General features: G+C 39.5%; 9 protein-coding genes. 5 read left to right on the top strand and 4 right to left on the bottom strand.

Translation table 11 applies throughout. The features are described from left to right. Nucleotides 1-262: 262 nt before the first annotated feature. From HXT41_RS00755 to HXT41_RS00745, 3 genes are all read left to right on the top strand, one after another. Nucleotides 263-1696: an LCP family protein gene (locus HXT41_RS00755; protein WP_041160486.1), complete on the top strand. Its 1434-nt coding sequence runs from the start codon at nt 263-265 to the stop codon at nt 1694-1696. Nucleotides 1697-1800: 104 nt separating this feature from the next. Next, complete coding sequence (locus tag HXT41_RS00750; protein ID WP_064621658.1) at nt 1801-3099, top strand: LCP family protein; 1299 nt, start codon at nt 1801-1803, stop codon at nt 3097-3099. A 235-nt stretch (nt 3100-3334) separates the two neighbouring features. Beyond that, nucleotides 3335-5158: an FtsK/SpoIIIE domain-containing protein gene (locus HXT41_RS00745; protein WP_076002780.1), complete on the top strand. Its 1824-nt coding sequence runs from the start codon at nt 3335-3337 to the stop codon at nt 5156-5158. A 6-nt stretch (nt 5159-5164) separates the two neighbouring features. Here HXT41_RS00745 and HXT41_RS00740 read toward each other — a convergent pair whose 3' ends face one another. The 4 genes from HXT41_RS00740 to hflX all read right to left on the bottom strand — a co-directional run bounded on the left by HXT41_RS00740 (nt 5165) and on the right by hflX (nt 9794). After that, on the bottom strand, nt 5165-5437 hold the full coding sequence (locus HXT41_RS00740) for a WhiB family transcriptional regulator (protein WP_004110789.1): 273 nt from the start codon (nt 5435-5437) through the stop codon (nt 5165-5167). Between the two features lie 186 nt (nt 5438-5623). Then, a complete protein-coding gene (locus HXT41_RS00735; RefSeq protein WP_004110792.1) occupies nt 5624-7108 on the bottom strand; it encodes a sensor histidine kinase in 1485 nt (494 codons plus the stop codon). Nucleotides 7109-7233: 125 nt separating this feature from the next. Then, entirely contained in the window at nt 7234-8196 is a 963-nt protein-coding gene (locus HXT41_RS00730) for an L-lactate dehydrogenase (protein WP_004107125.1), read from the bottom strand. A gap of 143 nt (nt 8197-8339) precedes the next feature. Then, nucleotides 8340-9794, bottom strand: a complete 1455-nt coding sequence (gene hflX, locus HXT41_RS00725; RefSeq protein WP_119504550.1) for a GTPase HflX — start codon at nt 9792-9794, stop codon at nt 8340-8342. A 264-nt stretch (nt 9795-10058) separates the two neighbouring features. On the opposite strand from hflX, the gene HXT41_RS00720 reads away from it, so the two are divergent. Both HXT41_RS00720 and hrpA read left to right on the top strand, forming a co-directional pair. Beyond that, nucleotides 10059-10757, top strand: coding sequence for a class I SAM-dependent methyltransferase (locus HXT41_RS00720; RefSeq protein ID WP_116994811.1), 699 nt, complete (start codon nt 10059-10061; stop codon nt 10755-10757). A gap of 62 nt (nt 10758-10819) precedes the next feature. Then, nucleotides 10820-14905, top strand: coding sequence for an ATP-dependent RNA helicase HrpA (gene hrpA / locus HXT41_RS00715; RefSeq protein WP_421788732.1), 4086 nt, complete (start codon nt 10820-10822; stop codon nt 14903-14905). Nucleotides 14906-14997 lie beyond the last annotated feature (92 nt).

The raw sequence follows: 14997 nt of genomic DNA, 5'->3' as shown, positions 1-14997 counted from the left end.
ATTTATACATATTTTATTAATTATTTTTGCTCATATTAACCAGTATGCTTCATATAAATTTAATTAGAATATTTGCGTAAACTTATTAAAATTTTCTTTAAAATATCAAATAATATTCAACACAACCAGATGTCATAAATCTCACTGCAGCATGCTATAATTACACGCTATATGTGTCCATTGAATATTGATTTATTTGATGACAAAAGAAATGATATTGCCACAACCTAAAAGGTTACTCATTATTGAGAAAGAAGGTACGATGACAACTTCACGGTATCCTGAAGGCATGCGGTACCAACCAGGCGAAGATTGGAACTCAACTCCTCATCATAGTCTTGGTTATAGAATGATTAACCGCACGCGCAAGATACTGTGCATGTTTGTTATTTCAGTACTTACATTCTTTTCAACAATCATAGCTGCAGTGTGGTTAGATTTTTCTTCTGCTGTAAGTAACAGAGTCATAAACGTTATATCTAAAGATCCAGAAGCTAATCAAACACTTGATATTAACGCAGGCAAACCAGTAACTTTTCTTGTTTTAGGTCAAGATTCTCGAGATGGGAATAATCAGAGCTTTACACATGACGGCGAAACTGGTGATCATCAGTCAGATACTACTATGGTAGTTCAAATTAGCGCAGATAGATCATACATGAATATCGTTTCTATTCCACGAGATTCTATGGTAAACGCACCAGCATGCGACACTACAAAAGGACATATTCCTGCAAGAAAACATGTGATGTTTAATTCAATTTTCGCCTTAGGATATGCGCAAGGTGGAGATTTAGCTTCAGCAGCATCATGCTCGTTAAAAGCTGTTAATTCACTTACCGGTTTAAATATTCATCATTTTATAGTCGCTGATTTCAGTGGATTAAGCAATATGATTGATGCAGTTGGTGGAGTATCTGTGTGCATCCCAACAGCAACTCGCGATGCCTATACGGGCGTGAATTTCAAACAAGGAATGCAGCATCTTAATGGTCGACTTGCTACTCAATACGCTAGAATGCGCCACGATACAGCAAGCGATGGCTCTGACATAATGCGAACAACAAGACAGCAATACTTGATTAAACAGCTTTTACATCAAGCACTATCTAAAAACTTATTTACTCAGACAAGTGAGCTTTACCAGCTTGCAAAAGCATCGTTGGGAGCATTGAATATAAGTGAAGGCTTGGCCAATCCTACCACTTTGGTCGGTTTGGCATTAAGCATGCGTAAATTAGATTCTTCACATATTTATGCTCGTACTACTCCTGTTATTCCAGATCCTTATGATCCAAATCGTGTTGTGTGGTCTGATGAAGCAAACAATATTTGGGATTTGATGCGTGAAAATAAACCGCTATCGCTAAATCATAAAACTAACGGCACTAACAAAAAGAATGCCAATAATTCGTCTAAGAATACGAATAATCAAGACAATGAAGATACGGATGACGATAACAATATAAACGAAAACGACAAGCTTAATAAAACTACAGATCCAAAGAAGATGGGACGTGTTGATCCAAAAACAGGATTAATAAAAAATTCTCAAGGACAACTTATTGATCCAAATACTGGAGGAATTGTAAATCCTGAAAATGGAACTATTCACAATCCACAAACAGGACAATACGTTGGCTTTGCAGACAAGTATGCAAACAATGTACTTTGCGCTGTGCCTAGAAAAAAATAAACACTTAAGCAAGATGTAATCTATGAATATATAATGTACGAACATAAAATTTATATATTATGTATTCATAGTCATTGAAGATACATGCTTATTTTGGAGGATGAATGAATTCGAGATTGTATGAGGACCCTTCTGAAGATAATATAAACCCACCTATCTTCACTCCTTCTCATAATAACGATTCATCTAACTCGAACGTGCCTCCTAGTTTCACTCCAAAACGCGTAAAAAGAGGCAAAATAGAGTCTAATGCACTTCCATCACAAGCGCCGTCTTTTGCGCCTACAACTCAAAGAACAAGAATCTTAAAAAGTCCAGAACAATGTTCTTCTAGACCTGTTTCTTACACATCGCAATTGCAACCAAGACCAGCACCGCGCACAAGTTCTATTTCACAAATGCGTATTCCAACAACTATAAATAAAGCAGTTGGAAGTACAGCAAAAATACTACCGCACAAACCGCACAGAATTTTACATGCATTTATTGCATTTTTTGTTGTTCTGGCAATAGGTGTAACTGGTTTTGGGGTATATTCATGGAACTGGGTTGACTCAAGAATTAACCGCACTACTTGGCTTACTAGTACTCCTAGCACTCAAGGCAAAGCATGGCTTATTCTTGGTTCTGATCAACGAGAAGGCGAAGAAGCTAAAGAGATAACAGGATTTAGAACAGATACTATTCTTGTATTGACAAAGCCGAGCAATGGTCACAGCTCTCTAATTTCTATTCCTCGAGATTCTCTTGTTTCTTTAAATGGCGAACAAGTAAAAATTAATAGCGTTGCGCAAGCAGCTGGAAATAAAGCATTAACAGCAGCAATAGAAAAAATTACAGGTCATCGCATTGACCATGTTGCAGAAATACGTTTTGGCGGTCTTACTAATGTTGTTAACGCTATAGATGGCATTGATTTATGCTACAACCGTACAGTAAGCGATAAGTTTAGCGGGTTAAATTGGACTTCTGGATGCCATCACGTTGATGGGAATACAGCGTTGGCATTTTCGCGAATGCGATACGCAGATCCAGAATCTGATTTTGGACGAGCTGCACGTCAACGAATGGTTATTGCAGCTATTATGAAAAAAGCATTAGATCACAATACCTTATTGAATTTTGGAAAAGTAAAAAAACTTGCTGAAACGGGACTTGCTTCAGTTATTTTTGACGAGAAAACCAATCCAGGAACATTATGGGAAATGGCTCAAGCATTCAAAGAAGCAACTGGGCCGTCAGGCATATCTGGAACAATATATTGGACGAATCCTGATTATCAAGTTCCAGGAGTTGGTTCATCCGTGCTTCTCGATGATGCTAAAAACTTAGATTTATTCAACCAACTTGCATCAGGAACTCATAAACCTGGATCAGTTGGAACTCTTGCAGAGCAACAATAATTTCGAAGTATTGTTGTGTAAACAACACTTCAATTAGATACCACAACTTAGAAAGCACTAAACTCGTATCTTTTAACCACAATCTTGCATAAGTATTGCACAAAAATCAAAAATATTGTCTCATACATTTATGAGTAACAAATCTAATACAGGAATGTCTACAACTAAAGTACTTATGCATGTACAGATGACAGCGAGTATAGTTCCCATATTCGCTCACGTAGCATTGGCTATAATGGCATGGATGCAAGATAATTGGATGATGCTAACCATGATTATTCCAAGCATTATGATGTACATAGCAAGTCTTATTCCACAAATTTTTCAATACATATCTGAGAAAAATTCTGTTCAAAATGTTCAACAAAATCAGCAAATTCAATTATTAAACACTACGCAATCGTCAAATAACGTAACTTATAATCAACAAACTGTAGAAAGTTTGCCAGATACTATTACACCAGTAAGTTTAGAAACATTACTTATGAGAAGAAATGCAATTTCTAATACGCAACATCACTGGAAAGAAGTATTGCAAACATGGCTAAAAAATGCAGGAACATACGACATAAAAAACAAATCCAATAGTATGAAGGAAAATCTAAATACAAATATTTATAACTACTTGCCTAATTCAAAAACTAAACACCTTATAACTCCACTTGGAATAAGTAATAATGGCTACTGCTATTTAGATTTAATTAACAATGGGCCACATGCTTTAGTTGCTGGAACAACTGGTTCTGGTAAATCAGTACTTCTTACGACTTGGTGTTTAGCTTTGGCTTTTCAATACGGTCCGCAGCAGCTACGGTTTGTTTTTATGGATTTTAAAGGAGGAGCAACTTTTGACATACTATCTAAACTCCCACATGCTATGGGAAATGTGGGAGATTTAAATCTTAAACACGCAATACGCGCTCTAAAAGGTCTCGAACTAGAACTAAATAGACGAGAAAGACTAGTAGCTCATCATGGATGTAATAATATTGCACAAGTAACCCCAGCTGAACCTTCATTGCTTATTGTTATTGACGAATTTCATGCTCTAAAAGATCAACTTCCCGACTACATGCCTCGTCTTATACGAATTGCATCAGTAGGCAGATCTTTGGGAATGCATATTATTGCTGGAACTCAAAATCCACTCGCACAAGTAAGCGCAGATATGAAAGCTAATATTTCTATTAATATTTGCTTGAGAGTTAGAGACGGAATGCAATCGCAAGAATTATTAGGAACAGCGCATGCAGCTAGAATAAGCCCAAATACGCCAGGAGCCGCATATTACAATATTGGAGAAGGAGTAGAAGCTTTGCGATGTGCTCAAAGCAGCAATCCCGCACATTTAGTACGAGCAATACAGTTAGCTGGTAGATTCTGCCATCATGATCATTCTCCAGAATTATTTAGCAAACCATTGCCGTCGATTCTTTCAGCAAAACAACTTGCAGAGTATTCAAATAATTACAAATACAAAAATTCGGAGCAAAAAATATCTCAAAGTTTACGTACTCAAGAATTTTATACGAAGCATATTATTATTGGGTTACAAGACGATACCATACACTTATATCCTGCTCTATTACCAATTCACCTTGGGAATATAGCTGTTATTGGTAGTAGGAAACAAGGCAAAACAACAATATTAAAAATAATTTCTAAAACTTTAAACCTGCCAATATATTCAGGAAAATCACTATATGAACAAAACATTAATAACATTTACAACGAAAATACGCCAATCATTATTGACGATGCAGATGAATTGCTTGATCCGCTAAATACGAGACAAACTGCTATTGCTTTTCAAAAAAGATTAAATAGTAAACAATGCCCAGTTATTATGAGCACTAGCACTTCTCGCTACTTACGTTTACCTGAGCAAGCACCAGTGAGGATAATATTTCCAACAGGAGATGTGGGCACAGATACAATGCTTGGAATACCTTCTGCTTTATCTAAAAGTTTTGATATTGAAGACTATCAACTTCCAGGACGATGTGTTTTAATCACTCCAGGATCAGCAAGTTTAACTCAAATAGTGCACCTAGAATAAAATTATCTATAGTGACGCATCTTGATTTTTACGTGCGCGCATTGCTCGACGCTTTAGAGTTCTACGCTCATCCTCGCTTAATCCTCCCCACACACCGTAATCTTGGTTAGTTTCTAATGCGCATTTTAAACACTCTGTTGCAACATCACATGAGCGACATACTGCTTTTGCTTCTTCAAGCTGTTGAACTGCTGTACCAGCACTTCCAAGAGGAAAGAACAGTTCAGGATCTTTGTCACTACATGCTGCTGTTGTGCGCCAATCAAACGAGTTGCTCATGAATTATTATCCTCATTTCTTACCTACAACGGTGAGCTTTAGAAGTTCCCCTGAATGTAAGGAAATCATGAAAAGAAAGTTTTTTCAAGGTATTTTGCATCTTTATTAGCAATTTTAATTGTTCCTGTACTTTTTACACTAAATGTATAACATTTAATGCACGTTGGAAAACAATTTTTACTAAAGCTACTCAATACCAGATACGCGCAATTTAATGTCTAACACTACCCTAGTTCCGCCCTCTCTTCGAGGAGACCAACGAACTGTACCACCAAAATCGTTAGTGACAAATGTGTTTATAATCTGCGTTCCAAGGCCAGAGCCAGATGGTTTAGCCATTCCATGAGAAGACTCACTATCTATACCATCTCCATCATCTTCAACGACAATATTAAGATTGTCTCCGCCCCTACCAACTGCAATACGAATATGACCTTTTTCACGACCTTCAAAACCATGTTCAACTGCATTCGTCACTAGCTCAGTTAAAACAAGAGATAATGGTGTAGCATCCTGAGCTGCTAATCTGCCAAATTTTCCAACAAAATCAATATCAATATTTTGATTCTGAGACGCCAACTCAATTGACATCTTCAACAAACTCGAAATAACTTTGTCAAAATCAACAATTTCGTCAGCAGTTTGGCTCAAGCCTTCATGAACTAGTGCTATAGTTTGCACACGACGTTGAGCTTCCTCAAGTTCTTTTCTAACTTCAATAGATTTTGTCTTACGAGCTTGCAAACGCAAAAGAGCAGAAACAGCCTGTAAATTGTTTTTTACGCGATGATGTATTTCAGAAATAGTGGCATTTTTAGTACGCAATTCTTGTTCGCGCCGCAAAACTTCAGTAACATCACGGCATAACACTACAGCTCCAACACGATTATTTGGACCCCACAGAGGCAAGGAGCGCATGGAAACTATAGAATGGTTCGCTTCAAGTTCACAATCTACATCAGCTTTTCCAGTTAATACAAGAGGTAAACTTTCGGGAACATTATCGTTCGTATGCAACAACCTAGTGCCAAATTCGCTTAAATATTCACCTTGCATAGTGTTTAATCCGCCAAGTCTGCGGAAACAACTAATGGCATTAGGGGAAGCATAACGAACTATTCCATCGTCTTCTAGCACAATAAAACCATCGGATACTCGAGCATTATGTCGTTGATTTAATACAGATTCACGATATGGGAATTGTTCACGAGGAATCATGTCAAATAAAGTCTTACCAGCATTAATACTTTCAGTTTCATAACGACCATTAGATTCACGCGTTGCCAAATTAGTTTCGCGCATAACCAATCCAAGAGTTTTACCCCTATGACGAACTGGAGCATAAACGTAGCATACAGTAGCTCTACCAATAGAACGTAAGGTCGAAGAGTGGAAACTTGTCTCAGATTTCATCGCCTCATTAAGCTCAGGCACTAAAGAATCATCTAATTTTTTACCTAACAAATCATCAGTACGCAAAGTAATAGCTGTTGAAGGACGACATTGTTCAGCAACAACATAATCACCGTCACCATTTTGAATAATCAGCAGCAAATCTGCGAAACTCAAATCTGCAATAACCTGCCAATCGACCACCAAATGGTGAAGCCACTCACGATCACTGTCATTAAAATCAGGACGAGTAGCAAGAATGTTAGAAAAATCAGCCATAATGTAATAATATATCGAACTCACAGAAAATTCTGTGAGGTATGTTGTTGTTTTAAATAAGAAAAGCCGCTCCTCCTCAATTAAAAGAAGAAGCGGTTTAATAATTTATAAATTACTCTTTAAAACTAGAAACCAAACTTAGCAGCAGTTTCGCGCAAAGTTTCAGCAGAACGCTTCAAAGCAGCCAACTCACGATCAGAAACTGGAGTGTTTAGACGAGAGTTTACACCATTGCGATTAAGCAATGTTGGCACAGACATGCACACATCAGAAATGCCGTGGAAGTCATCGAGCAAAGAAGACACTGGAAGAATGCGGTTAGTATCGCGAAGAACAGCCTCAACAATATCTACACCAGACATAGCAATAGCATAGTTTGTTGCACCCTTACCGTTGATAATCTTGTAAGCAGCGTTAACAACTTCCTGATGGATTTCTTCGCGCTTAGCAGCATCAAGTGGCTCATGACCTGGAAGAGCGTTCCAATCGCACATTGGAACACCACCAATGGTTGCAGAAGCCCACAGTGGAACTTCAGAGTCACCGTGTTCGCCAGCAATGTATGCGTGAACGTTCTTAACATTAACGCCAGTGTGCTGAGCAATCAAGAAACGAAGACGAGCGGAATCAAGGTTGGTACCAGAACCAAACATTTGGTTTGCTGGAAGACCAGAAAGCTTCATAGAAACGTGCGTAACAACATCAACAGGATTAGTAATCAACATGTAAATTGCGTTAGGAGCAACCTTCACAACGTTCGGAATGATTGACTTCATGATGTTGATAGTGGCACCTGCAAGCTCCAAACGAGTCTGACCTGGCTTCTGGCGAGCACCAGCAGTAATCACGACCATGTCAGCATCACGGCAAATTTCCACATCGTCAGAACCGGCAATAGAAACTGCAGGATAGAAGCTAGAACCATGCTGCATATCCAAAACTTCAGCTTCAACACGTTCCTTAGCAATATCTTCAAGCACAATCTCACGCGCAACACCACGCTGAGCAGCAGCGAAAGCGAGAGTAGATCCGACCGCGCCGGCACCAATAATTGCAAGCTTAGTTGGCTTAACCTGCGAACTCACCATGAGCAAAAACCTCTTTTCAACAACCTATCACACCCTTATAAGCACACAAAATACCACGATTTATGCATTACTAAGGGCTGCTCTCACATTAAGAGCTTTTGGTATGAACACCTTTACTCTAATCGCACCACCGGAATTTATTATTACAACGCTACTTTCATAAGTTTTGCAGCTAACGATGGTCCAACCCAAGCAATAAGTTCAACCCCCGAATCTACATATTCTGCTTTTTCAACTACACCATTTTCACGAACTTTTGATAATAATCCACCAAACTCGTACGGCAAAGTTACATCTACACGAACACGAGGAGACGGTAACAATTCTTCTAAACGATTGCGCAATATTTGCAAATTTTCGCCACTAAATGCAGAAACAATAACGGCATCAGAATAAAGAGAAGAAAAACGTTCTCGCGCAGCATCACTCATCATGTCTGATTTATTCAATGCCATAATTTGAGGTATATCTTCTACACCAGAAATATTAGCGAGAACTTCGTTTACTGCATTAATTTGCGAAATAGGATCTGGATGCGAACCGTCAACTACATGTAAAATAACATCTGCTTGTCCAACTTCTTCCAAAGTGGATTTAAATGCTTCAACTAGTTGAGTTGGAAGTCTGCGAACAAAACCAACAGTATCTACCAAAGTATAGCTTCTACCATCTTGAGTTTGAGAACGACGTACTGCAGTATCAAGAGTTGCAAACAGTGCATTTTCTACTAATTCTTGTGATCCAGTAAGGCGATTTATAATAGACGACTTGCCAGCATTCGTATATCCAACAACAGCTACAGTTGGAATATCTTGTCGTCTACGAGAACCACGTTTTACATCGCGCGCAGGTGCCATATTCGCAATATCGTGACGAAGTTTAGAAATACGATTGCGAATAGCTCGACGATCCATTTCGATTTTAGTTTCGCCAGGACCTCTAGAACCAATACCAGCATCTCCTGCAGCTCTACCACCAGCCTGCCTAGAAAGAGCAGCACCCCAGCCTCTTAACCTAGGTAGCATATATTGCAATTGAGCAAGCTCAACTTGAGCTTTACCTTCACGGCTTGTAGCGTGCTGAGCAAAAATATCCAAAATAACAGCAGTGCGATCGACAACCTTAACTTTAGTCGCATCTTCTAAAGCTCTACGCTGGCTAGGAGGTAAATCATCGTCAACAATAATCGTATCCGCATCATGCTGAGCAACTACTGCTGCAAGCTCACGCGCTTTACCTGAACCAACATAAGTTGCAGCATCCGGCCTATATCTTTGTTGCAACATGCCATCGCAAACAACAGCACCAGCAGTCTGTGCCAACGCTGCAAGCTCACGCAACGATTCTTCAGCTTGAGCAAGAGTTCCTTTTGCGCTAGACCACACTCCTACTAGCACAACGCGCTCAAGACGAAGCTTTCTATACTCAACTTCGGTAACATCTTGTAATTCGCCAAGACCAGCTACTCGCTTTAAAGCATTACGAGATTCACGCTCCTGCCAAACTTCATCATGCTTTTCACTGTCAGAAGTAGTGTCTAGAAGCACATCCGAATGAGCATAAAGCACTGCATTATTGGTGAGATTATGCTCATTCATATTATTAGAATCATTTTCGAGGGAGGAAAAATCGTTTGAATTAAGCACATCATCTCGCCCGGATGCCACATTACTATCCGCCAACTGTCCCTCCTCTATTTCATTGTAAATAGCGTTTTACAACGTTTGTCTTATTATGGTAACTTGAGACGACAATATATGAACACAACATATATGTATGATATGTAAATAAAGATACAATAGAAAAAAGTATATTAATAAATCTAAATTTATAGGCGAAATACGGTATTTTTGAGCGAAATCATGGACAGTCATCAACAATTTAAACAATACGATAAAACCAAATCACCAAAATCAGAAAAAACGCAAAAAATCAGTGGCGAACAATACTTTTCTGCAACACCATCATCTTGCGATGAGCGAAGAACGTTACATGTAACTTTGAGAAATCATGAAACTGTTGTACAAGTTTCAAACGGAGTATTTAGTGCTTCTAAGCTTGATCTAGGCACGTCTGTGCTACTAAAACATGCTCCAAAACCACCGGAAAATGGCAAATTCCTTGATATTGGATGCGGATGGGGGCCTATCAGCATTGCAATGGGCTTAGAATCTCCAGAAGCTGAGATTGTAGCTGTAGATGTAAATGAGCGCGCGCTAGAGCTTACTGAGCTAAACGCAAAAAACGCTGGCTTAAAGCATATTCGCACTTCTTTAGTAGATGACGCTTTAAAAGAAAATAATACTTTGGAATTTAATAATTTTGATCTCATATGGTCCAATCCCCCAATTCGCGTTGGAAAAGAAATGTTGCACGACATTTTGATGACTTGGATTCCGCGTTTAAAAGTAGGAGGAGCAGCTTACTTAGTTGTGCAAAAAAATCTTGGCTCAGACTCACTTATTCCTTGGCTTGCTGCAAATCTTGGCGAAAACTACAACGTTGAAAAATATGCAAGTTCTAAAGGATACCGAATTATAGAAGTAATAAAAACGAAATAATAAAACGTACTAATACTAAAGAAGTACTAAAAAGCAAAAATCTACGAAAAGAAATATACACTATGAAATTCGACTACCCTGCTGAGCTTCCTATTTGCGCAGCACACGACGAAATAATAGAAGCAATTAAGTCTTCACAAGTCGTGATTGTTTCCGGACAGACTGGCTCCGGTAAAACTACGCAAATCCCAAAAATGGTGCTTGAGCTTGGAAGAGGCGGAAGAGGTAAGCAAATCGTGCACACTCAGCCTCGCCGTTTAGCTGCACGCACTGTTGCTGAGCGAATCGCAAACGAAATGGAAGTAAAACTAGGCGAAGAAATCGGCTATCAAGTGCGATTTACCGACGAAAGTTCACCTAAAACAAAGCTTCGAATTGTTACTGACGGTATTTTACTTGCGCAAATTCAGCGAGATCCTCTTCTTACTAAATACGACACGATTATTATTGACGAAGCTCACGAACGCAGTCTTAACATTGACTTTTTGCTAGGATATTTAACGACTTTACTTCCGCAAAGACGCGATTTGAAGCTGATTATTACTTCAGCAACAATAGATTCTGCAAAATTCCGTGAACATTTTGAGCAAGCTTTACACATAAAAGTTCCTGTTATTGAAGTTTCTGGACGCACTTACCCTGTGCGAGTTCTTTATGAGCCGCTTGGATCCGCGCCTTCACTTATGCAACACGTCCCCGGCTTTGCAGACATAACAATGGATGAGGAAACTGTTGCAGAAAGCCAATCTAACGAAAATAATCGAGACGATATTACAGATGAAGATATGACATCTGCAGTAGCTCGCGCATGTGCTCAATTAGTGATTCATTCAAACCACGAGCAAGGCGCGCGCGACATTATGGTTTTCGCTTCTGGCGAGCGCGATATTCGAGAGTTTGAAGCAGGATTACGCTCATATTTTGGCACTCGAGCAAGTGATATGAAGCGAGCTGATGCTATTGAAATAGTGCCGCTTTTTGCGCGTCTTTCTGCAAAAGATCAGCATCGAGTATTTGAACATCACTCTCATCAACGCATTGTTATTGCTACGAACGTTGCTGAAACTTCGCTTACTGTTCCTGGGATTCGATACGTTGTCGATCCTGGTTTTGCGAGAATTAGCAGATATTCTAAGTCTGCAAAAGTGCAAAGACTTCCTATAGAGCCAATTTCTCAAGCGAGCGCAAATCAGCGTTCTGGGCGATGCGGACGAATCGCGGACGGAATTGCTATTAGACTTTACTCGCGCGAAGATTACGAAACTCGCCCTCGTTTTACCGATCCTGAAATTTTGCGCACTTCTCTTGGTGCAGTAGTTTTGCATATGCTTTCGGTTGGTGTTGCTAAAACTGGCGAAGATATTACGAATTTCGGTTTTATTGACCCTCCTGATATGAAAGCTGTAAGCGATGGCTTTAATGAGCTTAACGAGCTTGGCGCAATAAGTAGAAAAACAGGTTTCATCACTTTAACTCATATTGGCCGCGAGCTTTCTAAATTGCCGATTGACATTCGTTTAGGACGCATGATTATTGAAGCGGCGCGTAAAACAACTCCGAATACTCTTGCAGCTGTGCTGGTAATTGTTGCGTTTTTGAGTTTGCAAGATCCTCGCGAGCGTCCTGAAGAACAGCGTGAAGAAGCGGATAGACTTCATAATCGTTATGCGGATGAAACAAGCGATTTCTTAACTGCTTTAAATATTTGGGATTATATTTTCCAAGCAGACGGAAATATGAGCAATAATGCTCTTCGCAAACTTTGTAAAGCGGAATTCTTCCACTTTTTGCGTTTAAAACAGTGGAAAGATTTAGTTAATCAACTTCAAGACTTGTGTAAAGAGTTGCATTATAAAGTTGGCGAGCCTATTCCATCTAAAAGAGTATCTTTGGAAATTCGTCAGCTTCCTAATAATCAACAGGCTGCTCACAGCTTGTGCTGCTCTTGGGATTCGCAAGGAATACACTCGTCGATGCTTGCAGGATTGCTTTCTATGTTGGGAATGCAAGTAGTGCGTGAACCAAAAGCTTCAGATTTTGCTAATTTGCATGGATCAGCAAAAATTCGAGCTATGAAACGCGCTCAAAAAATGGCTAAAAACGACTATCAAGGCGCACGCGGAGGAAGATTCGCAATATTCCCAGCTTCATCTATTTCGAAAACAACTCCTTCATGGGTTATGTGTACGCAATTAGTTGAAACATCTAGACTTTGGGCAAGATATTGCGCACAAGTCGATCCTGCGTGGGCTGAGCCTCTTGCTAAAAATCTTACTAGAATCACGTATTCTGACGCTCATTGGAGTGCTTCTAAAGGTGCTGCTGTAGCAAAATCTAAAGTATTACTATACGGATTGCCTATTGTTCAAGATCGCACAGTTCAATGGACTAGAGTTAATCCTTACGAAGCTCGAATGATTATGATTCGTCAAGGCTTAGTTGAAGCAGATGTGCAACAGCGTTTTGCACACGATGAGTTTATTTTAAATAATCACAATGTGCTTGAAGATGCAGATAATCAAGCAAATCGCACTCGTCAAATAAGCGAAACTGTAAACGACGAAGATTTATTTACTTTTTACGACACTCGCATTCCTCAAGAAGCAACTACTATTGCAGCTCTTGCAAAATGGTGGAAAGATAACCGCGAAGAAAATCCACACAAGTTAGACTTTAATCCCGATGAAGTTGAACGTTTACAAACTACGCAAAGTACTGATTTAGCTGACTATCCTGACCATTGGGATACAGTTGGTACAGATGGTCAGATTATAAGGTTGCGTTTAAGTTATGTGTATGATCCAGCTAATCCTTTGGACGGCGTAACTGTGCATGTGCCGCTTTACGTACTTTCGCGCTTAACTCCTGAAGAATTTACTTGGAATGTTCCAGGTTTATTAGATGAGCTTATTATTGGCATGATTAAATCTTTGCCTAAAGCTCTACGAGTACAGTTTGTTCCAGCTCCTGATACTGCTCAAAAAATTCGCTCTTGGATTGACGAACATTACGACGAGCTTCCTGGGACTGGAGAAACAGAAAGCAATATAAAAAGCGAATGGCAAGATTTTAGAGAAGTTTTCACTAAAGCTGCAATTTGTGTAATTGGAGCGCAAATACATCCTGAAGTTTTCGACGAGGAGCAAATAAGCAGACTCTCACCATACTTGCGCATGACGTTTAGTGTTGAAGAGAGAAAAGCTAACGAAAGTCGCAATAAACCTGCAGGTCGTAACAAGTACTCTAATCGCGTAAAACCTACAATTCTTGGAACAGATAAGTCATTAATTGCATTGCAACAACGCTTTGCAAAAGAAGCTCAAGAATCTGCGCGAGCGGTTGTAAATCGTAAAGCAAGTAAAGCAGCTCAAGCTGGAAACGTTGTAGAAAGAGCTGATTTATTGCACAAATCAGGCGCTACAAATCTTTCGCGCGCGCAAATGGTATGGCAGGGTGCGCTAAACATGTTGCATTTAGACAATAAGCGTATTACTTCTCGCTGGCTTGGCGCTGAATCTTTAATGCTCGCATCTGCACCTTATTCAACTTCTAACGCTTTAGCAGAAGACTTGCAAATGGCTGCAGTAAAACGACTAATTGCGAACACAGATAATATTACTGACGACAATTTATTACGCGAAACTGTTGCCAACATTTCCGAAATATACGAGGATACGGTATACGATGTAGCTCACGATGTGATTGCTATATTAAAGCGTGATGCGGAAGTTAGTAAAGCTGTTTCTGGCAAAGCAGATTTGCCTTTGCTTTCAGTGTTGCAATCAATCCGCGAACACACTGCAAGTCTTGTATACGAAGGGTTTATTGCCAAAACTCCATCTGATTCTCTGCCTCGTATTGAACGCTACTTGCATGCAGACGTGATTCGTCTTACTAAAGCTAAGGCAGACAAAAACCGTGACGTACGTTGGGCTTGGCAGGCAGATGAAGCACATAAGCTTGTAGTAAAAGCTCAAGAAGACGCTCAGAAAATCCCATCAGGACCAGCACATGACGAGTCACAAATAATCGCTGAGAAATTACGTTGGATGTGCGAAGAATTCTATGTATCTCTTTGGGCGCAAGAATTGGGAACTGCATATCCGATTAGCATACAACGCATGCGAAAGATGATTGACGGAAGGTGAAAGCTGTTTCGCATATATGCATATATTTTTTCTTAGCGCTTGCAATGTTGTAAACAATATTGCTCATAACGTTGCAAACAAACTTTATTTGC

The organism is Gardnerella sp. DNF01189, from assembly GCF_049244195.1.
GTDB lineage: Bacteria > Actinomycetota > Actinomycetes > Actinomycetales > Bifidobacteriaceae > Bifidobacterium > Bifidobacterium swidsinskii.
Note: the sequence above shows the minus strand (reverse complement) of the source record. Positions and strands in the feature narration are given on the sequence as shown.